Here is a 25653-nt window from a genome sequence, read left to right as displayed (position 1 = left end):
TGGTGGATGACCGTACAGAGGATCGCCAAAATCACAATTGCACAGTCACCCGCCAAAGCATAATTGCATTACATGCATAATTATTCTATATCATATAGGTCCACTGTGCAAATGGGGATTTTTATTTATAAATTCCATCTTTGATTGGGGAATATGAAAGTTAATGAAAAGCTATTGTAACAACTGTGGATAGAATGTGGTTAGAAAGTGCTTCTAAAGATGTTCATGGTAGTACTGAGCAGCAAGATAGAGTTCACCAAGCAACATATAGTCCTTAATATGTATCGTTTTCTCAATGACAGGCATGACATTTTTAGGTATATCAACAGTTAATGCATCAATGAGTTTCTTGGTATCTGGAATCTGTTCGCAATAATAGATAATCTTGTCAGGAGCAACCATGGCAATCAGGGCATTTAATGCACAAGCAACCATCTTGATTTCTCCCTCTTCAGTTGTATATAAGTCTTGAGGAGAACAGTTGTTATGTTTCATAACTAAAAAGGATTCACCAGAGACATGGGCATGACCGGTATGAAGTTTACCGTCGATAATATTGCCAATACCTGAGTAGATTGCTCCTCTAGGCTGGAAGAGGAAAGAGAGGTTCTCAGTTTCATCCTGGGTAAGATACTGTCCTACTGCCATGGCATTGACATCGTTGTTTAAGACAATAGGGATATCAAACTGATTCTTAAAATATTCATACACATTCTCATAATCAAAAGTATCACTTTCAGAATACGGTGTACCATTATTGATAATACCAGGCATGGCAATACCAACCATCTTTATATCATACAAAGTTAGAATCATTGTAATAATATCACGCATATCTTCTAGACGAAGATGGGATTTGATGACTTCATTCGTGAGTAAAATTTGATTATGATCATAAATACGATAAACAATACGTGTTTTATCCATGTGTCTGATATATCCCAAGACAAGGATTGTTGTTGTGTTGTGGATATCTTTTTTTATAGGTAAATCAATAGGGGAAGTGTCTCTTTTCTTGTAGGTTTCTAGACTTGAAGCGATGTGATGGAACATAGCACCATCATCATAACGGGCAAAGATAGAAGCTGGAATGTCGATAATAAGTTTATGGCGCAGGGCACTTTCTGCTTCTTTGTGTTTATAGCTGATTTGTGGGGCAAGCAGAATAACATCATAGTCACTACCTTTATGATAAAGCCGATCAAAACTCATCGCATCAAAGTGATAATCAAGAGAGATAGCCTGTGCTCCCTCATTCAATAACATCGCAAAATAACTTGTCGTAAGTCCTCCACTGCAACAAAGAAGGACATTAAGCGTATGTTTCTCTTTCGTCTGAATAAGCGCATCCTCGAATTCTTGATAGAGTGATAATGCATGGGCATTGTTGTTGTACTGGAAGTGAATATAGAATTCAGAGGTTGCATTTTTCTTATTGATGACTTCCATTTCAATAATATGATAATCGTTAAAGCTAATGATTCCAGTAGCATAACTTGATTCAAATGTAAGTTTGTTTTCATTAATCGATTTCGTAAATTCTTTGATTGTTTTATTTTCAAGTTGTTCTCTAAAAGTATGATAGTCCTCTTCCATATATGTGGCCTCCATAACACTATTTTATCAAACCTTAAGCATAACGCATGTTTTTTACATAACTTGTAAAAATATTATGTTCTACAAAACTCCCTTGAAAAAGTTGCGTGTAATCTCAAAAAGTCACTTGAAAAAGTTGTATGTAGTCTCAAAAAGTCCATTAAAAAAGTTGCATGTGACATTGAAAAGTCCCTTGAAAAATATTTTGCTTACATTATACTAGAAGTAGAGGAGGGTGATTTCTATGCTTAAGAGAAAGATTGACAGATGCTTAGAGGAATGGAAGGAAGACAAGAATCATAAACCGCTTATTATTAAGGGATGTAGACAGTGTGGGAAAACATCCTCTGTTTTAGCTTTCGCAAAGAAGCATTATCAATATGTTGTTTATTTAAATTTCTTTGAAAATCCTCGCTTTCAAAGCATTTTCCAAGATTCGTTGGAAATTGATTACCTTACAATGATAATGAGTGCCTTACTTGGTGATAAAGCTATATTTAAGCCAGGCGAAACCATTATTATTTTTGATGAGATTCAGGAGTGTCCGCAAGCACGTACTTCATTGAAATTCTTTAAGGTTGATGGACGCTATGATGTTATTGGAACAGGGTCTTTGTTGGGAATTAAAGGATATCGTGAAATGCCCTCATCAATACCTGTTGGCTATGAAACAGTGATAGAAATGTATCCTATGGATTTTGAAGAGTTCTTATGGGCTAATGGGATTACGGATAATATGATTGATATGCTTAGAATTTCTTTAAAGAATGAAACACCAGTTGTTGATGCATTACATCATAGATTCCAACAACTCTTATTACAATATACTGTAGTAGGCGGTATGCCTGATGCTGTACAGACATTTGTGTCTACAAAACAAATGGATGCAGTTCTACAGATACAACGTGATATCGTTGCATCTTATAAAGATGATATGATGAAATATGCATCGAATGGTGATAAAGCCCATATTAGGGAATGTTTTGAGTCCATTCCTAAACAATTAAGTAAAGAGAATAAAAAATTCCAATATTCTGTTATAAAAAAGGGATCGACTGCGGCAAGATATTTGGGTAGTCTTCAATGGATTGAAGATGCAGGTATTATTACAAGATGTTATAATTTGTCAATACCTGAATTACCTTTGGATGGTAATGCCATTCAGGATGTTTTTAAGGTGTATATGTGTGATACAGGATTATTTATTAGTATGTTGGAAGATGGGACGCAGTTTGATGTATTAAATGGTCATCTTTATGGATATAAGGGCGCTATTTTTGAAAATCTTATCGCTGATATATTTCATAAGATGGGTAGAAAGCTTTACTATTATCATAAAGATAGTGGGTTGGAGATTGATTTTGTCATGAGATATCATGGAGAAGCTATACTTGTCGAAGTAAAAGCAACAACAGGTAATACAAAAAGCACAAAAACTATTCTCAATCACCCTGAGAAATATCATATCCAACAAGCTATTAAATTAGGACAATATAATGTAGGAAGAGAGGGTAAGATTCTAACCCTACCTACATATATGGCTTTCTTGCTGACAGACTACTAAAAAAGAGTGAGAATGATCTCACTCTAAGCGTTGTCTGTATTGTTGAATTTTGCTTTTTCTCTTTTAGAATACATGAAGTCTGGGAGGCGTTTGCCTCTTTTTTGCCATTCTCTAAATTCTGCTGTTGCTGCAAACATAACATCACCAGATGAATTCAATGCTGTTTCAACAGAATCCTGGACAACACCTAAGATAATACCTACACCCACAACCTGCATCGCAATACTATTAGGAATATTAAAGAGAGAACATGCCATTGGAATCAACAACAATGATCCCCCAGTTACGCCCGAAGAACCACATGCCGCTAATGTAGAAAGAATAGAAAGCATCAATGCTGATACTAAATCAGGATGAATACCTAATGTATTAGCGGTAGCTAGAGTCATAACAGTAATAGTAATAGCCGCACCATCCATATTAATCGTTGCCCCTAAGGGAATAGAAATAGAATACATATCTCTATCTAAACCAAGCTTCTCACAAAAAGCCATATTAACAGGAATATTGGCAGCTGAACTTCTTGTAAAGAATGCTGTCACGCCTGATTCTTTTAAACATCTAAAGACTAATGGGTAAGGATTACGTCTTAAAACAATAAAGGCAATCAATGGATCAACAACTAATGCCACTAAAAGCATACATCCAACTAATAATCCCAGTAATGAACCATATTTCACAAAGACACCAAGTCCATTAGCTGAAACAGTCTGATAAACAAGCCCCATTACCCCAAAAGGAGCCATATTAATAATCCACTTTACAATCTTCGTAAGAGCATCTGAGATATTACCAATAAATGCTTTAGTACTTTCAGAAGCAAATGACTTTAAGGCAAAAGCAAAGATAATTGCCCAGAAGAGAATGCCAATATAGTTAGCCTGTGCTAGGGCATTAATAGGATTATCCACAAGCTTGAGGAGAAGGTTACTGATGACTTCAAAGATACCACTAGGGACACTTTCTGCCTTATAGGCTGTTCCTAGGGCGATAGTTTGTGGAAAGAGAAAACTTCCTGCAACGGCTACAAAGGCAGCTAGGAAGGTTGAAAGCATATATAAGAAGATAACGGACCCAAAACGACGATCCATCTTGCCAGAGCCATTTACTAATGCCGATGTAACTAAGGCAAAGACAAGGATAGGTGCAATACCTCTTAATGCACCAATAAAGATATTACCAATAATTTCTAACTTAAGAATCTTCGGTACAATAAGTGCTAAAAGTAAGCCGATAGCTAAACCACAAATGATTCTCGCTACAAGACTTGTTTCATTGTATTTCTTAATAATTTTCATTCATATCCCCCTTATTTTGAATGTAGCCACATACTAACATATATCATATTAACTGACTAGTTCTATTTCGCTATTTTAGACATCAATGATATAGACTTGTAAATAAGACAAATATGCATGTGAATGATTTTATACATCAGAGTCATACTACTCACTACAACTGAAAAAAACGGTTGCCTAGATATCAACAATTTAATAAATATCAATGATTTTACTAATACAAAAGAAAACACTATCTCCACTCTTTAAAGAGAAGATAGTGTTTTGTGCTTTAGAATAAATCTGTATGAGATACAGCATTCACATATTTAATATGATTACTGATTAATGCATGATAATAACATGTAAGCTTATTCAAGAGCATCATTAATCATTTCAGCAGCAGAAGAATATTTCTTTGACGGGATAAGACCATTGGCAATCGCACGAGCTTCTCTCATAGCAGATTCTGTTTCTGTGTTGTATCTCTGTTGAATAACTTCAAATGGAAGACAACCTTCTATAAGGAATACATGTAGAAAAATATTAATAGCTTCAGTAATAGACAAGCCATATTGACCATAAAGTTTTTCAAGTTCAGACATAAATTCGGAATCAATTTGAATATTGATATTTGTAGTTTTAGACATTGAGATCACCTCTATTAGTAAATGTAATGTAATTGTACGATAAATGCAATCATTGAAGCTATATAGTAAAAAGAATGCTGAAGATCAAGTCTTTTTCAATAAAGAATGGCATTTAATTAATATAAACTGAAGGAAATATTGATTTTGTTCTGATTGACGATTAATGAGTTCTTATGTATAATTTGATTGAAATACGGCAATTAAATAATATGCCGAAAATAAATAGAAAAGAGGTGTTGATTAATGGAAACAGTTGTACTTCCTGAAGACCAAAAAATTTTTTCCATGCAAGAACTTAAAGGAAGAGGTTTATCACAGTATAAGATTAGTAAGTTAGTTAATATGGGAAAATTGATTAAACTGAATAAGAGTTATTTTGAAAATGTAAATTATTGTGGTGAGGAATCTGACTTCTATTATGTGGAGGCATATGCACCTAAGGGAGTTATATGTCTGCTAAGTGCTGCATCATACTATAATCTAACGACATATATTCCAGATGCTGTTGATATTGCAATACCCAGAAAGGCGAAGATGTCCACTATTCCCGATTGGCCACCAATGAAAGTTCATTATTATACAAATGATAGGCATGATATCGGTGTTATTACGGTTAAAGAAGGAAAAAATGAATTTCAAATTTATAATATAGAAAAGACTGTGGTAGATATAGTGTATTATAGAGAAAATGTTGGAATAGAAGAAACGAAAGAAATCCTTATAACTTATCTACGAAAGAATAATCGCAATTTGAATCGCTTGATTAAGTACGCTGAACTAATGAAATGTGAAAAAGTTATGAGGCAATATCTTGAGGTGCTTGTATGATTAATGCAATGTCAGTAAAAGATAGGTTGAAGAAGCAGGCAAAAGAAAGCGGAAAAGCATTTCAAGAAATATTGATAGCATATGGATTGGAAAGGAGTATATACAGGCTATCGGTTTCAGAATATGTAGAACGATTTACACTTAAGGGAGGCATATTCCTGTATGCGCTCTTTGAAGGTGAATTTGCAAGAGCAACTAAAGATATAGACCTCCTAGCAAAAAATATACCTAATAATTTAGACTATATGAAAAAAGTGTTCGCAAATATATTCTCTATAGATTGTGATGATGCTTTAAAATATGATTTGGATACTCTCGATGTGATGAAAATTACAGAATTTAAAGAGTATCACGGAGTAAATGTTTCTATCATAGCATATTTAGATAGAACAAAGATACCAGTGTCGGTTGATGTTGGATTTGGGGATGTCATTTATCCTCATAAAATAAAAATGGAATTTCCTGTTCTTCTTGATATGGAAGAACCTTATATCTATGCATATTCAATTCCTTCGGTAATATCCGAAAAATTTGAGGCGATTGTTTCTCTAGGGAATGCTAATAGTAGGTATAAAGATTTCTATGATATTTATATTCTTGCCAATCAATATGATCTTGATGGAAAAGAATTAAAAGAAGCTATTAAGAGAACATTTGCACATAGAGGGACTGGATTTGATGATATGTTTGCATTAACAAATGATTTTTTAGTTAATGAAATTCACCAGACTAGATGGAAGATGTTTTTAAAAAAGAAGAAAGTATTGGTTAATGTGAAACTAGAAGATGTTTTAGAGATGATTAAAATGCTGTTGCTTCCTATTGTAGACAGTATAATTAATGCTACAGATTATTCTTCATATTGGGATCACGTTACCCGCTGTTGGAGAGATGTTAACGGAAAATTTTGAAATATCAAATACAATAGAAAAGCGAAGATGTCCTTAGAATATACTTCATCAAAGATCAAAAAATATTTCACTATATAACTAATAAGGGATGCCGAGGCATCCCTTTCATGTTAATTAGTCAAATGTGACATATTCATAATCAAGTGGTTTTGTGACTTCAATGTTGTCTGCATGTAAAGTAATGACAGGCATCTGTAATTCAGGATCATAATCACTTGTTGTATGACCTTCAATAATGAGCCATTCATTAGGAATGAACTGGTCAATGATTTCAGGTTCACTTTCTACAAGCATACCAATTAATGACGTATCCTGTTCACAACATACCATGGCATAACGACCTAAGATAAAGCCATTCTTTCTGACTTTATCTTTACCGATGAACTTACCTTTAATACGTACTTTCTTATTGGCATAGCGTTCTGGATGTTCCATGACATCATAGCAGAAGATACCAAAATCATGATCAGCTACATCAAATTCATCTACGTTGTAATCATATGGTAATTCATCCTGCATACTATTATCAATAGAACCATCAGACTTCTCATAGATAATCTGTGCTTGTTGGTTCATAGCTTTGATATTGTTTCTCATGAATGATTTCTTCACGCCTTCAATACGATTGAAGATGATGAGGTCTGATTGAGAACAGTGCTGGAAGAGGTAAGAACGCATATTTGTATTATTGACAAAGTATGTGAACTTACTTGCATCAATAGTTGTAAGAATCTGGACGATATCCCATCCTTTAGGGAATGGGGCATTCATGAATGTAGGAACATCCCACATACCATTATATTCTACTAAGACCTGAGTAGGCTGATATTTTGTCTTAAGATCATGCCAAAAGGCTGTATCTTTGAGTGTTTCAATATCTTCGACTTCAACATAGTCTGTATTGTGTTCTTTAAGCTGTTTAACGTCGTATTCAACTTCACCTTCTTCTGTAACGATAAGCACTGTTCTTTCGTCTTCACAGAAGTTAGTATTGACAATTGTATCATTCGCAAATGTTGTTTTGCCGCTTTCTAAGAAACCAGTAAACAAATAGATTCTTGTTTCAATATTATCCATAGACTAACCTTTCATTAAATCATAGAGCTTCTTGGCATCTAAGTTTTCACCAATAACTACTAATCTACCACCAACATCAGGTGTAGTTTCTCTAATTTCACTATCACCAGCAACATAGTCAAATTCATACCACTTATTCTCAGTACCTCTGACAATACCCTTAGCTCTTAAAATATTACCTACAGAATCATCATTTGTAAGTACATCAAGCTTTTCCTTAATTTCTTCAGGTGTGAATGTATGTGCTGTCTCTACACCGATTGACTGGAAGACTTCATCAGCATCATGAGCATCTTCTTCATTGTAATAGAGTTTTGTATCGCCATCATCTGTATGTGGATGTGCTTCGCCATCATGGTGATGGTGGTGATGATGATGTTCATGCTCATGTTCATCGTGGTCATGATGATGTTCATGATCGTGTTCATCATGATGATGACATTCACAATGTTCATCTTCACATTCGTGATCATGATCATGATGGTGGTGGTGATGATGATGATGTCCTTCTACTGAATGTTCATGTTCTTTAGCAGCTGCAACTAAAGCTTTTTCAAGGGCTTCTTTATTGTTGGCAGCTTCAAGAATCTGATCACCAGTAATTTCATCCCATGGTGTAGTAATAACAGGTGCATGTTCATTTAATTCTCTAATGATATCAAGATCAGTTGCTAATTTAGCTTCATCAACATCCTGTGTTCTACTTAATACAACAATAGATGCAGAAGCAATCTGGTTATTAAAGAATTCACCAAAATTCTTATGATACATCTTACATTTCTTAGCATCAACAACAGCCAAGAAACTATTCAATTCAAGTCTTTCATCATTAACCTTTTCCACAGCATCAATAATATCAGATAACTTACCAACCCCACTAGGTTCAATAACAATACGATCAGGATTATACTGATCCAATACCTGCTTTAATGATGCTTCAAAATCACCCACCAAAGAACAACAAATACATCCCTGTGATAATTCATTAACCTGAATTCCTGCATTTCTCATGAAACCACCATCAATAGAGATTTCACCAAATTCATTTTCAATTAAAACAACTTTTTCATTACCTAAAGATTCTTTAACTAACTTTTTAATTAATGTTGTTTTTCCAGCTCCTAAGAAACCAGAAATAATATCTACTTTTGCCATAAAATTCACTCCTTTAAGTTTTGCACTCTTAATAGATCAGTGCTAATTATAAATCTTTATAATTAATATGCAAGTCTTCTACTACTTATACCAAGTGATTCTCTCTTCATCATATTTATCATTTGAATCAAGTGTCATATCACTGTAACCAAATGGAATAATAGCGAAAGCATGCTTGTTTTCTAGATGCAAGATCTTCTCAACTTTCTCCATCCTTTCCTCTTCTGGTGCAATCCCTAGCCATACACCACCTAGTCCTAGATCAGTAATAGCCAACAAGATATTCTCTGCAGCTATCGCACTATCAATTTGTGCATAGCTTGGAAATCTTAAGCCATCAGTTCGATAAACTACAACAATAGCAACTGGTGCATGCGCAACACATTTGGCATAGGGTGATGAGTTGGAAAGCTCTTCAAGCATTGCCTGATCTTCCACAACAACAAACTCCCATGGCATTTGATTGCCAGCACTAGGGGCATTCATCGCAGCTTTGAGAATGGTTTTAATCTTCTCTTCTTCAACAGATTGATTAAGCCATTTTCTAACACTGCGTCTTTTTAATATTGTATCCATTTCTATTCCTCACTTACGCTTCTATTTTAAAGGAAATAGCTAAAAATGCAAATGATTTGCATATTAATCAATAGAATAGTGCCCAATATATCCACCACTTCACTACTCCCCGTAAAAAGTTTATAAACCAAAATCGAAGTGCTATAATAGAATTCCCGAACGAAAAAACTATCTCTCCAACACTTATAAAGTAGTCCTATCTAATTTTCTCCTCTCATGGTTCCTCAATTATTGATTAAGATTTATAATAGTTTGTTACATTAACGTACAGATAGTCTCATGAGGTGAACATGTATATATAATATAAGGATAAAGAGTTTTCTTCTCATGGTTAAGCAATAATTTGTTGAGTGTTATGATAGCATGAAATTTTAAATGTTTTCAGTTAATAAGGAGGGTGGCTCATGCATTTTTCTTCTGACGGTTAAGCAAGAAGCGAACTTGGGTTATGATGAATATCCAAGGTTCATGTGTTTGCCCTTAAAGAAGTAGGTTTGAATCAGAATTTTCTTCTCACGGTTAAGCAAGAAGCGAACTTGGGTTATGATGAATATCCAAAGTTCAGGTGTTTGTCCTTGAAGAAGTAGGTCTGAAATTAGAATTTCCTTCTCACGGTTAAGCAAGAAGCGAACTTGGGTTATGATGAATATCCAAAGTTCAGGTGTTTGCCTTAAAGAAGTAGGTCTGAAATCAGAATTTCCTTCTGACGGTTAAGCAAGAAGCGAACTTAGGTTATGATGAATATCCAAGGTTCAGGTGTTTGTCCTTGAAGAAAGAAGTCTGAAATCAGAATTTCCTTCTCACGGTTAAGCAAGAATTGAACTTGGGTTATGATGAAACAGTAGTTATTAGTAAGTAGAAAAGAAAGGAAGAGTACATTATGAATTCACAAACAAATCAAGTGTTCGTTTCACAGAGTGTAAACGGACCATTCGCAATCGATGCAAAGGCTTATCTTACTTCTAAGATGAGAAAAGTCACTTTGAGTGATGAGATTACATCGGAATCTATTGAATCCCTTATCACTATTTGCGAGCTTTTTATTCAAGAAAGCGAAAGTAGTCCAATTACTCTTTATTTCAATACGCCAGGTGGTAGTGTAAATGCTGCTTATCATCTTATTGATTTCATTGAAGGAGCACCAGTGAAGTTCTTTGGTGTTGTCAGTGAAATCTGTGCAAGTGCAGGATCTCTTGTATTTGCATCCCTACCTGAAGGTCATCGCTTCATCATGCCTCATGGTAAAGTTATGATTCATCAGCCTGCTATCACACCTTATTCAATGATTAATTCAACAAGCATCAAGAGTCTCTCGGAGATGATAGGTGACAGTGAACGTATGATTTATCAAGATCTTGCGAAATGGACAAAGCATACGGTTACTGAAATAGAACAAGACTGTGAAAAAGAAACATGGTTGAAAGGACAAGAAGCTATTGACGATTTTGCTGCCGCACGCTCGTGACTTTAGTCATGAGCGTGCGGCATTTCCTTGAAATTTTAGTGCACATATGTTGTAATATTTATATGGATAAAGTTACTATATTTTCAATACCTAAAGATGTTACTCATGGCAGAGGTTATGCATATTCCCTGCAATATCATATCGTATGGGCTACAAAGTACAGGAAGTCCATATTCATAGGTGAAATAGAGACGGACATTAGAAATTATCTCCTCGAAACACTTAAGTCTTTATACATGAATATCATTGCCGTTGAAATTATGCCTGTCCATATACACCTGCTTGTGGATTGTAAATCGCAACTTCGGCTATCGGATGCCGTTAAAGTGCTTAAAGGCAATACAGCAAGGTGGTTATTTTTAAACCAGCCTGAAATCAAGAAAAAGCTTTGGGGCGATCATTTATGGAATCCATCATACTTTGTTGCTGCAGTGAGTGATAGAAGTCTAAAACAGGTTACAGACTACATCAATTCTCAGAAGATCAAATAGGAAGGAGGTCTGCGGCATGCGGATATACACAACCTACAGCGTTAAGATCAAGCATTACAGCCATATATTCAAAGATACTGTTGCTATATACAGGCGTGTCGTAGATTATCTTATTGCTGTCTGTATTGATAAATGGGATACCGTTGTTACTTTCAAAGGACAGAGCAGACTTACGTATATCGAAAGTCTTGTTCATGCCACGAAGGATAATCCAAGTCCTGAATACGATTTTGATTTAAGATTCTATAAAATGCCAAGTTATATGCGCCGTGGTGCAATTAACGAAGCCATCGGAAAAGTATCCTCTTATAAAAGCAATATGGCTAATTGGAAGGGAAAACCTTCTGGCAAGGAGCCGTCATATCCAAGAGCAGGATATGTATTTCCATCAATGTACCGAACTGTAATGTACAACCAGACAGATGACTATGCTGCACAGATTAAAGTCTATGTCCGTAATACATGGGACTGGATTACTGTAGACCTTCGTAAAACAGACATGGATTATATATACAGATATTGCAAAAACAGGAGACAGTGCGCTCCTACTCTCCAAAGACGTGGCAAGGAGTGGTTTTTGGATTTCCCATTTGAAGAAAGCACTACGCTTAAAGAAGCATCCATATATGACAAGACCATTGTTTCCGTAGACCTAGGCATAAATACAGCCGCTACTATTTCTGTAATGCGTTCGGATGGCACTATTCTCGGGAGACATTTTTGTAAGCTCCCTAAAGAAACAGACTCTCTGATGCATAGCATCAATCGTATCAAAAAGGCACAGCAGCATGGAAACTACAAAACACCGAGATTATGGGCTAAAGCAAAAGGTATTAACCACGGCATTGCATCAAGGACCGCTAATTATATTATGGATATAGCAGTTCTCTATAATGCAGATACCATAGTATTTGAACACCTGGACAAAAATGGCAGAGTCCGTGGCTCCAAGAAACAGAAGCTCAAAATGTGGCGAAGTCAGGAAGTTCAATCCATTGTTACAAATAAAGCCCACAGATTAGGAATGAGAATCAGTCATATCTGTGCATGGGGAACAAGTAAATATGCATATGATGGAAGCGGCATGGTTCTTCGTGGAAAGGCTGGTGGATTTAATACCTATGAACTTTGTAAGTTCCAAAGCGGTAAAATCTACAACAGTGACTTATCTGCATCCTATAATATCGGAGCAAGATATTTTATACGTGAAATATTAAAATCCCTGGATGAGAGTTCAAGGTTGGCAATTGAGGCAAAAGTTCCTCAGTCTGCCAAGAGAAGCACCTGCACATTCTCTACTTTAATTAGCTTGAATGCGGAGCTTATGTCTTTAGCGGCATAAGTATCTGAGTTTTAGCTGTATGGTAGAAATGCAGTCCATCTGCTTAAAGCAGATGCAGCCTTAAGGCTGCTATAGGAAGCACGCGACTTTAGTCGTGTGGGGCTTCACTACGGTATTGCAGATTATCTCTTTAGCCATCGTGCATTAAACGAAGCGATTTCTTTTGAAGAAGACATCATGTTCTAGGAGGAAAAGAGAATATGGAAAAGATGAGAGTTGGTAAGGATGCTTATATGGGTTTACCTGACAATTTTGGTGGTGTAAATCATAGATAGTGGGAGCACCAGGTTCTGGCAATACAAGATACTTGTTGGAACCAATGCTTCTTCAAATGAATACATGTAGTCATTTGATTGTTGATATCAAGGGCTCACTCTATCCAAGACTTCATAAGTCACTTGAGGACATGGGCTATGAGACTGAAATCTATGACTTCATTCATATGACAGGTAGTCACTATAACCCGCTAGAATTCATCAATAGTGAAGAGGATGCTCTTGAACTAGCCATGGCAATCATTGGCCGACCAACAAATCGTGAAGATCCTTTCTGGAAACAGAATGCCATCAGCTTAATTACAGGTATGATAGGTTATGGTGTTTACTTTAAACGCCATAAATCCATCTATCTTGACAATGAAGATGCACTTTACAGAAATAGCTATAAGTCTGTTGCGAATCGCAGTATGCTACTTCCAGTATTAAAGAGCACTTCCAACAACAATACACTGAATTTAGGATTTCTTCTTGATATGCTTGCAGAAGCACCTGTTGATTCTGAAAACAGCATTAATCAAACATTCATTGAAAGATTCGAACTCCTCAACAAAGAATTCGGCGGTAACTGGTGGCCTTACAAGCGCATTGTTTCATCAATCGGAGGAGGCATGTCAGGAAGAACAGCATCATTCATTGTTGTCACATTGATGAGTGCGACGAATGCATATAGATCTGAGGGAATTAAAAAAATCATGAAGAAAAATGATTTTCATCCTGAAGAACTTGGCTATAAAAAGAAAGCACTCTTCATCCAACTCAAAGACTATGATGCTAGCTTACATGCTGTTGCAGCCTTAATGATTAATCAAGCTGTCAATCGACTTATTGAAGAAGCTGGTACTGGTCATCTTGACATTCCTGTACAGATTTGGATGGATGATTGCGGTAGCTATGTCATTCCAAGCTTAACACGGTATATGAGCTGTTGTAGAAGCAGGGGAATTGGCTTTAGCTTGCTTTGTCAATCCGAACATCAGCTAAGACAGGCATATGGTGATTCTGAAGCAGAAACCATCATTCAGTGCTGCCATGCCTATTTCTATCTCGGTGGAGAAGACCGAAATAGCTCTTTACGCATCTCAACACGTGCTAATGTAATGCAGTCTGACGTACTATCGATGAATAGCACTTCCATGTATCTCATCCAACAAGGTCATAAAGCAAGACGTATCGCTAAGTTCAATGAGGACGAAAAGAATGCCTATGAACGTAACCTTGTTGCCATGCATACCATTCCTAAACAACAAAAAGTTATTCTAAGCAACCCATAGAAACATTAAAATATTCCTAGGTATCATACTGAATGACACCTAGGAATATTTTTATTGGAATAATGATCTTGAGTTTCCTCTCTCTTGATCAATCAATGAATATTTTAAAAGACGTCACATATAATTAGCTGACGTTATTTTATATAAAGGTTCTTATAATTGGCATTTGGTATTCTAAATTTAATTATATACAAATAAAACGGATATTAATATCCAAAAATATTATTATTGACATTCTTTGAATGAGTTGTATAATTAAATTGCAAGAAACGGATATCGAAATCCAAAATGTATGGAGGTAACAAAGATGTTAACTGATAAAAAAACAATAGAGCTTGAATGGAGAATAACAGATATATCAAGAGGTAATGTTAGACCTGAACAGATTAAGACATTTGTTATTGTTACTGCATATATGCTTAAAGTGAATAATAAAATTTCAATTGGTAATAAAAAGGCTTCATATACAGAGACTCTTGATGCGATTGATAATGTTGATAAGAATATTAGAAATAAAGCTATGGAATTCTATAATCAGGTGCTTTGGGATAATGTTATAAAAATTGATGCAGATGATCAGGTATTGAATGATTTAATACTCAATGAAAGTGAAGAGTTTGATAGAAGCAGGGTTGAGTCATCTACACCATCATCTATTGCAAAGCTTGCATCTAAGTTGCTTGAGACAAAAGATGGCTGTATTGCTGATCTTTGCTCTGGACAAATTAATTTCTTCAAAGAATATATCTTGAATAATAGAAATTCAAAATCAAATAAATACTATGGATATGAGCTTAATGCTTCTGTTTATGTCATTTCTAAGATAAAAGCTATTGTATTAAATGAACTATATAGTGTGGATATTAATTTGACGTTGACAAATGTACTTGATGATGATTTTGCTTCAAATACAGAATCATTAAAATTCGATAGATTATTTATGGACCCGCCAGCAGGTCAGAGAATTTCAAGACTTAATATAGATTCATCTTTATACAGTGCTTATGGGCTAAAAAGACCTGATTTAGCTTCTTGGCTTTATGCCTTTGTTGGATTTTCTAAGCTAGGCGAAAGTGGAGAGATGGCTATAGTTATGGAAGATGCTTCAGCATATAACATGATGAGTAGAACTGCAAGAATGAGTATTGTTGATTCAAGAAACGTGAAAGCAGTTATTGATTTACCAGGTTCACTCTATCAGACAACGTTTATTCCTTTTACAATGTACATACTCACAAAGAAATCATGTGATCAGGTTAAGATGATTGATGCGACATCTCTTTATAAAAAAGGAAGAAGAATCAATATTATATCGGATGCAAATGTAGAAAAGATTTTGAGCTTTATGCATAAAGATGTAACAGGTTATGCAAAAACAGTTACATCGGAAGAAATAAAAAACAATGATTATAATTTAAGCCCATCAGCATATGTATCTCCAATTGAACTCCCAGTATTTGATAATGAAATCAGACTGGCGGAAATTGTAGATATCGTAAGAGGTGCAAACTTGCATGCAAATAAGCTTGATGCTATTACGACAGAAAAAGAAACTAACATACAGTTCCTTATGCTTTCAGATATAAAAGACGGAGTCATTGATAACAAACTTGCTTATCTAAAAAATACCGAACCCGTTGATTTGCGTTGCCAAGTAGAGAATCATGATTTGATCATTTCAAAGAATGGATTACCTATTAAGACAGCAGTTGCTGAAATAGAAAAAGGCAAAACAGTCATAGCAAATGGTAATCTCTATATTCTTAAAATCAAGGATGGGAAGGCAAATCCTTATTACCTCCAGTCTTTCCTAGCAAGTAGATATGGACAGGTAGTTCTTGGTAGAATATCAAAAGGATCAGTTATTAAGAATATTTCACTCAAAGATCTCAGAGAAATCAAGGTTCCTCTGCCTGATATGAAGGTACAAGATAAAATTGGACAAAAATACAAAGCACTTCTAGATGAAACCATTATTTATGAAATGAAAAAGAAAGAAGCAACTGAAAAATCTGTTCGTTTGTTCGAAGAGGAGATGAAGAAGGATGCTTAATCAATACGAATTAATGGATCTGGAAACAGTATTGAGATCGGTATTTAATGATAATCTTACAAACATTCTTACGAGACTTAATAGTATGGATAGATTAGGTGAATTTCTAGATATGATTGGGCTTGGTGATCTATTACCTGGTAAGAAGGTCTATGAGTCGTTTAAGAATGGGAAGATTCTTATTATAGGATATACCTCTATAAAGCCAAAAGAGATTGAAGGAGTTGTTAAGGCAGTAGGCATTGACAAAAGAAGAATCGAATTATGCATTGATTACAAAGAAGCTGAGAAGTATGACATAAAGAAAAAGCTTCAGTACAATACGGACTACAGCCTTGTACTTGCAGGACCTATGGGACATTCAGGAAAAGGCAAAGGTGAATATAGCAGCAAGATTACTGCTATGGAAAAAGAAGATGGATATCCACGTGTTATCAGACTAGGCTGCAATGAGTTGAAAATAACTAAAGATGGAATCAAGAAAAGCTTGAAGGAAGCACTAGCTAAAGGGTGGATTATTTAATATAAGAGATGGTTATATATTTACATAAACAATCTAAATCAAAGGGGATTATTAAAATATGGATTTAAACCAGCAGACAACAGCAAATATCAGCAGACTTTCTAGCACGTTCTGGAATGTAGCTGACCTTATTAGAGATATCTATAAGAGACATGAGTACGGTAATGTTATTTTACCCATGACTGTAATCAAGAGATTCAATGATGTGCTTGCGCCAACCAAGGAAAAAGTGCTTGAAACATATGAGAATGTAAAGAATCTTGAGGTTCATGACGCATTCTTAAGAAAGGCATCAGGATATTCATTCTATAATGTCAGTAAATTTGATTTCGATAAGCTTTTAGCAGATGCAGACCATATTGAACAGAATTTCAGGGACTATTTGAATGGATTCTCAGATAATGTGCAGGATATCTTCAATAACTTCAGATTTTGGCAAGAAATTAGTGTACTGGCTGATCACAATGCCTTGTATGAAGTCATAAAAGAATTCAACAAGCCTGAAGCTTATCTCGGAGCTGACAAGGTGACAACTGCAGATATGGGATATGTTTTTGAAGACCTTGTAAGACAGTTCTCAGAAAGCACGAACGAGGAAGCCGGAGCACACTTCACAAGCCGAGATATTGTTTATTTAATGTGTGATTTGCTTGTGGCTGAGGATGCAGATGTCCTCAAAAGCAACGGTGTCGTGAAGACGGTCTATGACCAGACAATGGGAACTTCACAGATGCTAACATGTTGTGAAGAACGTCTTCAAATGTTAGACAAAGATGCAAAGGTAAAGTTATTTGGTCAGGAACTCAACTCACAAACTTATGCAATCGCAAAGGCTGATGCTCTAATCAGAGGAGCAGATGCCAACAACATGCAGCTAGGTGATACACTTTCTGATGACAAGTTCAAGGGATATAAGTTTGACTACTGCATTTCGAACCCGCCTTTTGGCGTCAACTACAAGATAGAGAAGGACGCCGTAGACAAGGAAGCCAAACAATCTGACGGACGTTTTACAGTCGGAACACCTAGAGTTTCTGATGGACAGATGCTCTTCGACTTGAACGGATTGTCAAAGCTGAAGGAAGACGGACGCATGGTCATAGTACATAACGGATCATCGCTGTTCACTGGTGCGGCTGGACAGGGAGAATCGGAAATCAGACGCTATATCATTGAAAACGACTGGCTTGAAGCAATCATCCAGCTTCCAGAATCAGTCTTCTATAATACAGGCATCACAACTTATTTATGGGTTATGTCTAAAAACAAGTCAGAATTAAGACGGGGAAAGGTTCAGCTGATTGATGCATCAGGCATGAAGGTGTCAAGACGCAAGAATATCGGCAACAAGCGCTATGACCTGACTCCTGAAGTGCGTGATGTCATCACGAAGATGTACGGCAATTTCAAGGAGGATGAATACAGCAGCAACAGCCTTCACTGCGAGTCAAAGATCTTCGATAACGATTACTTTGGATACACAAGAATCACAGTTGAATCCCCACTTAAGGATGAAGATGGAAACATAATTACCGATAAAAAAGGTAAACCAAAAGCTGACTCTAAGAAACGTGATTATGAAAATGTGCCTCTTAACGAAGATATTCATGAATATTTCAATCGTGAAGTAAAGCCTTATAACTCTGACGCCTGGATTGATGAAAAGAAGTCAGTCGTAGGGTATGAGATCCCATTTACGCGAGTTTTCTATAAGTTCGTTGAGCCTGAAAGCACAGAAGATATCGCAAAAGAGATCAAAGCAGCTGAAAAGGACATCATGGAATCGCTGAATAAGCTGTTTGGCGAGGTGAAGTAAATGGCAAGAGAAATGAAAGATACCGGAACTTGGGCTCATAAAATACCTTTAAAGTGGAAAACAATGAATTTTTCTTTAGCTACTCAAAAAATCACAACTGGATTGAATCCAAGAAATAACTTTAAATTAAATGAATGTTCAGCTAAAAACTATTATGTAACAATTCGTAATTTTAAAAATGGTAAATTATTTTTAGACGACAACTGTGACAAAATTACTGATGATGCATTATATTTGATTCAAAAGCGATCTAATTTAAAAAAGAATGATATTTTATTTGCATCTATTTCGAAGGAAGGACAAGCCTATCTGATTTCAAATAATCCTCAAAATTGGAATATTAATGAATCTGTTTTCTCGATTAGAGTAAATGAGACATTCTTTTGTGCTAAATATTTCTATTATCAAATTACCAATCCAGCGTATTATGAGAGCTTAAAGACTGATGCTACAGGCTCTACATTCAAGAGCATAAAACAAGAAAAACTAAAACAATCAACTGTAGTTAGACCTCCTCTTTCTGAGCAACAGAAGATTGCCGACTTTCTAGATGAAAAGGTAAAGGAAATTGACAATGCTATTGAAAAGACAAAGGAAACGATAGAGCTGTATAAAAAATATAAACAGGCAATTATTACTGAAGCGGTGACAAAAGGATTGGATTCTAATACAGAGTTGAATGTCATAAACGTCAAAGGAATAAATAAAATTCCTAAAACGTGGTCGGTTGCTGATTTTACAAAAATAAACTATATTAGGGGAAGGCTAGGATGGAAAGGACTTAAGGCTGATGAGTACGTTGACCAAGGGTACCCATTTCTGTCCGCTTTCAATATTATAAACGACAAACTAAGTTGGAATAACTTGAATTTTATAACAAAGGAAAGATACGATGAATCACCAGAGATTAAATTGAAAGAAAATGATTTACTTCTCGTGAAAGACGGAAACGGTATTGGCAAGTGTGCTTTTATTGATTCTTTACCATTAGGTGAGGCGACAGTTAATAGTTCGCTTGCTGTTATTACACCAATAGACTTAGTTCATTATAAATATGAGTATTACTTTTTTCTTAGTACTATTTTTCAAAATGTTATTTGGCACTTGAAAAATGGCATGGGAGTTCCACATTTGACTCAAGAATCGATGAAAAATATAAAAATGCCATTACCACCAATTAAGGAACAAATTGAAATTGCATTATATTTAGATAATAAATGTAATTACATTGATAAAGTAATTAGTAAAGAAGAATCAATAATCCTTATGCTTGAAAATTATAAAAAATCTCTTATTTACGAATGTGTAACAGGAAAGAGGCGTTGTTAGCGTTATGATGTCAGCAGTATTTGGCTTAATTGGAGCTGTTATGGGTGCAGCAATATCAGTGATGGGGCAATTTGTTCCATATTTACTTAACAGAAAAGGTAAAGTAATGATTTTTATGAGATTTGTATATTTTGAGGCAAATGGTAAACCATGGGGAATACAAAAGAATGAAGAACACAATACACTTAGTTTTCGAGTTCCACTCTGGATAGAAATCATAAATACCAAAGGAATACCAAAAATTATTAGAAACGTAAGCTTATATGCATATTATAAAGGAAAGCTAGTTACTGAATTTACGCAAGTACAAAGAGTAAACTCAGATACTAATGGAAACGGGATCAAAGGAAACAATGAAAAATACACTTTTGTTATATCAGCTTATAATTCGGAAAGGTATAGATTGTTGTATTCTGCAAGTCAAGAAAAGCTAGAAAGCAAAGCAATAGATGAAATTCGTGTTTCTTATTATGATGATAAAAACAAACTTCATGAAAATCATCTTGTAAATGTTCCACAACCATTTGAATGGAAGGTAAAAGATTTGAATAAACCAGACGGATGGATTGAGATAAAGTAAGAGGTGAAGTAGATGGATAAGAAAGAAAAACGCTTTGAAGAAGACATAGAGTCTGCTCTTCTTAAGTCAGGTTACGAAAAAGGTGATTTGAAGACATATAACCGTGAAAGAGCCATTGACATGCCTAAGCTTGTAGCTTTCATTGAAAAGACTCAACCTAAGCAATGGATAAGATATAAGAAAATTTATGGTGAAAATTCAGAAGAAAAGCTCTATCGTCGTTTTCAGGATTCGGTTGAAATGCATGGCTTGTTATATGTATTAAGACATGGATTTAAAGATAGAGGTGTTTCACTTAAGGTGTGTGCATTTAAGCCTAATAGCACGCTTTCTGATAAGGTCATGTTTGATTATGATGCTAACATCCTTACTGAGACAAGACAGTTTAGATATTCAAATGAAAATGAGAACTCCATTGATATTGTACTTTCACTTAACGGCATTCCTATCGTTGCACTTGAACTTAAGGATCAGCTGACAGGACAGAGTGTTGTCAATGCGATGCGCCAGTGGGAAGAGGATCGCAATCCAAAGGAATTTTGTTTCCATCGTGATACACGCTTTTTGGTCTACTTTGCTGTTGATCTTTATGAAGTGAAAATGGCAACGGAACTGAAGGGAAAGGATACATACTTCCTTCCATTCAATCAAGGATCAAATGGAGCAGGAAAAGTTGGTGGTGCTGGTAATCCTGAGAATCCTAATGGATATGCAACATCATATCTTTGGGAGCATGTTCTTCAAAAAGACACGCTGATGACAATCATTCAAAAGTACATGCTGCATGAATGCAAGGAAACAATAGATAAGAACGGTAAGAAATGTTTTAAAGAACGTATGATATTCCCACGATATCACCAGCTTGATGCTGTATCGAAGATGCTTGCTGATGCCAAGGAAAACGGTGCAGGAAAGAACTATCTTATTCAACATTCAGCCGGATCAGGAAAGTCAAATTCCATTGCATGGTTGGCATATGGTCTATCTAATCTGTTTGATAGATACGATGAGCCAATTTTCCGTAGTGTAATTGTCGTTACTGACCGTCGCGTGCTTGATTCACAGCTACAGGATACGATATACCAATTTGATCATGTCAAAGGAACAGTTGTTAAGATTGATAAAAACAAAACCTCAAAAGATCTTCGTGATGCCATTAATGCTGGCTCTAAGATTATCATTACAACACTTCAGAAGTTCCCTGTTATTTTTGATCAGGTGGAAGGTACGGAAGGAAAGAACTTTGCCGTAATCGTAGATGAAGCACATTCTTCACAGACCGGTAATTCTGCTAAAAAGTTAAAGGCGGCATTGGCTGACAAGGAAGCATCATTGCGAGAATTTGCTGAAATGGAAGCAAAAAGCGAAGAGGAAATTAAGGATGAGGAAGATATCATTGTTGAACAGATGCTTGCTCATGGCCAGCATAAGAATTTAAGCTTCTTTGCATTTACAGCTACTCCTAAGCGACAGACGTTAGAAACTTTTGGCGAAAAGGATACTGAAGGGCATTTCCATCCATATCATATTTACAGTATGAAACAAGCAATTGATGAGGGCTTTATCCTAAATGTCCTCGACCATTACATGACATACCAAGACTGCTACAAGCTTGTTAATGAAACGCCAGAAAATCCAGAAGTACCTGTATCAAAGGCTGTTCAAGTCATCAAGAAGTATGAAACACTTCATCCATATGTGTTAACCCAAAAGGTTGCTATTATCGTTGAAACATACAGATCTATCACTGCTCATAAGATTAATGGACGTGCTAAGGCGATGGTTGTCACAGCATCACGGCTTCATGCTGTTAGATACTATCAGGAAATAAAGAAATACATAGAAGATAAAAATTACAATGATATTAATATCCTTGTGGCGTTTTCAGGAGAGGTAGAAGTCAAAGGGGAGAAACCGTATACTGAAACAGGCATGAATGAACGCAAGGATGGAACACATATCAAGGAAAACCAGCTACCTAAGGAGTTTGCTGGTGATGAATACCAAATACTTGTTGTGGCTGAAAAATATCAAACTGGATTCGATGAGCCTTTACTTCATACAATGTTCGTAGATAAGAAACTAAAAGGCGTAAAGGCGGTGCAGACACTTTCTCGCCTCAACAGAACATGTCCTGGCAAGAATGATACACTGATTATTGATTTTGCTAATACAAGTGAAGAAATAAAAAATGCATTCCAGCCTTACTATGAAGAGACAACACTTGATAAGAGTGTTAATGTTAATCTTATTTATGAGACTCAGGCTAAGCTTAGAAAATATATGCTTTATGATGATGAAATGGTTCAGAAATTCATTGAAGTTTATAAGAAGAGCAGCTCCAAGCAGTCTGATAAAGATTTAGGTATTATCACTGGTATACTAAAGCCTGTCATAAGTGCATATGAGGATTTTAATGACGATAAACGCTTCATGTTTAAGAAGACTGTAAGAAACTTCTGTAAATGGTATAGCTATATTACTACTATTACTCGTATGTTCGATAGAGAGCTTGAAGAAGAATATATTTTCTGTCAGTTCCTCGACAAGCTACTTCCAGGCATTCATGATCCGGACATGAAAGATATTGAAGACAAACTCAAGTTGGATTACTTTAAACTTAAAGATACCTTTGATGGTGAAATCAAGCTGGAGGAATCTTCAAAAGATAGCGAACTTAAAAATTCAAAAAATGTAGATATGGGCAGACGTGTTGATAACTATGAAGAACTGAATGAAATCCTAAAAGAAATCAATGATCAATTCAACGGTGTCTTAACTGAATCAGATCGAGTTATGATGACTACACTTGTCGTAAAAACTATGTCAGAAGATGAACTCAAAGAATATGCACGAAAGAATGATCGACAGGTCTATGTACGCTCTATCTTCCCTGAATTCTTTGAAAAAATTGCCATGGACTGCTATTTGAGTCAAATGGATGCTTTTAAGAAACTTTATGAAAATAAGGATCTTTATAATGTTATCATGAATACAATTGCGAATGAATCATTCAAAGATTTCAATAGAAGTATCAGTGGCACAAATGTAGGATAAGCTAATGTGATAAATCTTTGTACTGATATTGGTGTTCAGATGATCTTTATGAATAAGTCAAATGAAAACATCATTATTCACTTTTCTCAATGGTATTAGGATTAAGCACTGATAAAAAATACAATAACAATTAGTTTTAAAGAATATTAGACTTAAAAATAGCAACATCAGATGAATTATGAAAGATGTTGCTATTTTTACATGAGGATATACCTGTGACAAAATCTAAATTATCAATAACAATCCAAGATAATAAATAAAACAGTTGATTAAAGAACTTTCATATCTTTGAAAAAAGCCAGATTAGAGTGGCCATTAGGAAACATGGAGTGTTGTTCACTTTTTATTGTATTGTAATTATAAATTTAGTGGTCAAGTGGATTTATGAATAATATCTAGTAGAACAGTGAAAATAATCATATAGGATTTTTCGTAATAGATTGCGATTTCTTTTTGATAGTACTTTATTTTGGAAAAGTTTCTGGTGACTGGAGAAAGCATTTTCGTTCATTTCTTTATTTTTAGGTGATATGATTTCTAAAGGAGACACAAACAATGTTGAAAGAGGTGAATACAATGAAGACAATTTATCTTGCTGGAGGATGCTTTTGGGGCGTACAAAAATACTTTGCTCAATTTGATGGCGTTATGTCAACTGAAGTAGGTTATGCGAATGGTCCAGAAAAGGCTCCAAGCTATGAAGAAGTATGCCAAAGTAGTGGACATGCTGAGACGGTAAAGGTTGAATATGATGAAACGAAGATTACATTGACTGAGCTTTTGAAATACTATTTCTTAGTCATTGATCCAACTTCGGTTAATAAGCAGGGCAATGATGTAGGCGTTCAATACCGTACAGGAATCTACTATACGACTGAGGACCAGCTTTTAGAAGCGCAAAAAGCATATGCAGCAGAAGAACAAAAGGTTGGCCAAAAACTCAAAGTAGAGCTTGAACCACTTAGAAATTTCTATTCAGCAGAGCAATATCATCAAAAATATCTAGAAAAGAATCCATCCGGCTATTGCCATATTCCTCAAAAAATGTTTAATCTAGAAAAAAACAACAGTAAGTCTAAAAAGGAATCACCAGAAGAATTAGAAGAAAGAATTGGCAAGCTTGCCTATGAAGTCACACAACATTCAGCAACCGAAAGAGCGTTTACAGGAAAATATGATCATTTCTTTGAAAAGGGATTATATGTTGATGTAGTAAGTGGAGAACCTCTTTTTACATCTTTAGATAAATATGATTCTGGTTGTGGCTGGCCAGCTTTTACCAAGCCTATTAAAGAAGATGCTTTAAAAAACAAGATGGATTATTCCCATCACATGAAGCGCATTGAAGTAAGAAGTGCACATGCAGATTCTCATCTTGGACATGTGTTCAATGATGGTCCAAAAGATAAAGGTGGACTTAGATACTGCATTAATTCAGCAGCACTTCGCTTCATCCCCTATGATGATTTAGAAAAAGAAGGTTATGGGGAATACAAGAAATACATAGATTAAAACAAATATCACACATAGACGGTCACCGTACCGTCTTTTTTAGTCGTTCATGCTATTTTATAAAAGTGGTTAAATGACCGTTTTCCTAAAATAGAGTGTCAGTTGAAAAGAAATTGCGCATGAATTGATATTTTGGTAGGAAATCAAAAAAGTACGAAATAAAAATAATGTTTGAAGATACGAAAAATATTGATTATATCGATATTTTTCACTCTTGTTGTTTTGGCAACTGTAAAATACATTGGTTTGCTTTCATAAGATATAAAATCATCGTGAATGCAAAAAAGTACGAAATAGAAATA

20 protein-coding genes are annotated in these 25653 nt (G+C 35.3%); 14 read left to right on the top strand and 6 right to left on the bottom strand.

Annotation, left to right across the window (positions count from 1 at the left end; genetic code table 11):
- Positions 1–213: 213 nt before the first annotated feature.
- Positions 214–1596, bottom strand: coding sequence for an ROK family protein (locus tag FYJ79_RS07810; RefSeq protein ID WP_195837041.1), 1383 nt, complete (start codon positions 1594–1596; stop codon positions 214–216).
- Positions 1597–1840: 244 nt separating this feature from the next.
- Here FYJ79_RS07810 and FYJ79_RS07805 point away from each other — a divergent pair, with 244 nt between their 5' ends.
- Positions 1841–3160 carry an ATP-binding protein gene (locus tag FYJ79_RS07805; protein WP_154516450.1) on the top strand — a complete coding sequence of 440 codons (1320 nt, stop codon included), beginning with the start codon at positions 1841–1843 and terminating at the stop codon, positions 3158–3160.
- A gap of 23 nt (positions 3161–3183) precedes the next feature.
- Here the strand turns inward: FYJ79_RS07805 and sstT are convergent, their stop codons facing one another.
- Both sstT and FYJ79_RS07795 read right to left on the bottom strand, forming a co-directional pair.
- A complete protein-coding gene (gene sstT / locus FYJ79_RS07800; protein ID WP_154516447.1) occupies positions 3184–4458 on the bottom strand; it encodes a serine/threonine transporter SstT in 1275 nt (424 codons plus the stop codon).
- 350 nt (positions 4459–4808) lie between these two features.
- Positions 4809–5087, bottom strand: coding sequence for a type II toxin-antitoxin system RelB/DinJ family antitoxin (locus tag FYJ79_RS07795; protein ID WP_154516444.1), 279 nt, complete (start codon positions 5085–5087; stop codon positions 4809–4811).
- Between the two features lie 243 nt (positions 5088–5330).
- On the opposite strand from FYJ79_RS07795, the gene FYJ79_RS07790 reads away from it, so the two are divergent.
- Together FYJ79_RS07790 and FYJ79_RS07785 are read left to right on the top strand one after the other, a co-directional pair.
- Positions 5331–5915 (top strand): type IV toxin-antitoxin system AbiEi family antitoxin domain-containing protein, encoded by a 585-nt coding sequence (locus FYJ79_RS07790; protein WP_154516441.1) that lies wholly within the window; start codon positions 5331–5333, stop codon positions 5913–5915.
- A complete protein-coding gene (locus FYJ79_RS07785; protein WP_154516438.1) occupies positions 5912–6826 on the top strand; it encodes a nucleotidyl transferase AbiEii/AbiGii toxin family protein in 915 nt (304 codons plus the stop codon). The genes FYJ79_RS07790 and FYJ79_RS07785 overlap by 4 nt, the downstream gene beginning before the upstream one ends.
- Positions 6827–6940: 114 nt before the next feature.
- On the opposite strand, the gene FYJ79_RS07780 is transcribed toward FYJ79_RS07785, so the two are convergent.
- The 3 genes from FYJ79_RS07780 to FYJ79_RS07770 all read right to left on the bottom strand — a co-directional run bounded on the left by FYJ79_RS07780 (position 6941) and on the right by FYJ79_RS07770 (position 9634).
- The gene (locus tag FYJ79_RS07780) at positions 6941–7903 is read right to left on the bottom strand and encodes a TIGR03943 family putative permease subunit (protein ID WP_154516435.1); all 963 of its coding nucleotides are present in this window, start codon (positions 7901–7903) and stop codon (positions 6941–6943) included.
- 3 nt (positions 7904–7906) lie between these two features.
- On the bottom strand, positions 7907–9058 hold the full coding sequence (locus FYJ79_RS07775) for a CobW family GTP-binding protein (protein ID WP_154516432.1): 1152 nt from the start codon (positions 9056–9058) through the stop codon (positions 7907–7909).
- Between the two features lie 81 nt (positions 9059–9139).
- Complete coding sequence (locus tag FYJ79_RS07770; protein ID WP_154516429.1) at positions 9140–9634, bottom strand: nitroreductase family protein; 495 nt, start codon at positions 9632–9634, stop codon at positions 9140–9142.
- Positions 9635–10514: 880 nt separating this feature from the next.
- Between FYJ79_RS07770 and FYJ79_RS07765 the strand changes: the two genes are divergently transcribed.
- The 11 genes from FYJ79_RS07765 (at position 10515) to msrB (ending at position 25351) form a co-directional block, all read left to right on the top strand.
- Positions 10515–11099 carry an ATP-dependent Clp protease proteolytic subunit gene (locus FYJ79_RS07765; RefSeq protein WP_154516426.1) on the top strand — a complete coding sequence of 195 codons (585 nt, stop codon included), beginning with the start codon at positions 10515–10517 and terminating at the stop codon, positions 11097–11099.
- Between the two features lie 62 nt (positions 11100–11161).
- Positions 11162–11590 (top strand): IS200/IS605 family transposase, encoded by a 429-nt coding sequence (tnpA, locus tag FYJ79_RS07760; RefSeq protein ID WP_154516423.1) that lies wholly within the window; start codon positions 11162–11164, stop codon positions 11588–11590.
- A gap of 16 nt (positions 11591–11606) precedes the next feature.
- Entirely contained in the window at positions 11607–12932 is a 1326-nt protein-coding gene (locus FYJ79_RS07755; protein WP_154516420.1) for a transposase, read from the top strand.
- A gap of 274 nt (positions 12933–13206) precedes the next feature.
- Positions 13207–14481 carry a type IV secretory system conjugative DNA transfer family protein gene (locus FYJ79_RS07750; RefSeq protein ID WP_154516417.1) on the top strand — a complete coding sequence of 425 codons (1275 nt, stop codon included), beginning with the start codon at positions 13207–13209 and terminating at the stop codon, positions 14479–14481.
- Between the two features lie 307 nt (positions 14482–14788).
- The gene (locus tag FYJ79_RS07745) at positions 14789–16534 is read left to right on the top strand and encodes an N-6 DNA methylase (protein WP_195837040.1); all 1746 of its coding nucleotides are present in this window, start codon (positions 14789–14791) and stop codon (positions 16532–16534) included.
- Positions 16535–16619: 85 nt separating this feature from the next.
- Positions 16620–17057, top strand: coding sequence for a hypothetical protein (locus tag FYJ79_RS07740; RefSeq protein ID WP_195837039.1), 438 nt, complete (start codon positions 16620–16622; stop codon positions 17055–17057).
- A gap of 58 nt (positions 17058–17115) precedes the next feature.
- On the top strand, positions 17116–18873 hold the full coding sequence (locus tag FYJ79_RS07735) for a type I restriction-modification system subunit M (protein WP_154516408.1): 1758 nt from the start codon (positions 17116–17118) through the stop codon (positions 18871–18873).
- Positions 18874–20202, top strand: a complete 1329-nt coding sequence (locus tag FYJ79_RS07730; protein WP_154516405.1) for a restriction endonuclease subunit S — start codon at positions 18874–18876, stop codon at positions 20200–20202.
- Between the two features lie 4 nt (positions 20203–20206).
- Positions 20207–20782: a hypothetical protein gene (locus FYJ79_RS07725; RefSeq protein WP_154516402.1), complete on the top strand. Its 576-nt coding sequence runs from the start codon at positions 20207–20209 to the stop codon at positions 20780–20782.
- A gap of 12 nt (positions 20783–20794) precedes the next feature.
- Positions 20795–23839: a type I restriction endonuclease subunit R gene (locus FYJ79_RS07720; RefSeq protein WP_154516399.1), complete on the top strand. Its 3045-nt coding sequence runs from the start codon at positions 20795–20797 to the stop codon at positions 23837–23839.
- A gap of 576 nt (positions 23840–24415) precedes the next feature.
- The gene (gene msrB / locus FYJ79_RS07715; RefSeq protein WP_154516396.1) at positions 24416–25351 is read left to right on the top strand and encodes a peptide-methionine (R)-S-oxide reductase MsrB; all 936 of its coding nucleotides are present in this window, start codon (positions 24416–24418) and stop codon (positions 25349–25351) included.
- Positions 25352–25653 lie beyond the last annotated feature (302 nt).

This window comes from Sharpea porci, assembly GCF_009695655.1.
Lineage (GTDB): Bacteria > Bacillota_I > Bacilli_A > Erysipelotrichales > Coprobacillaceae > Sharpea > Sharpea porci.
This window is presented reverse-complemented; position numbering and strand designations above follow the sequence as displayed.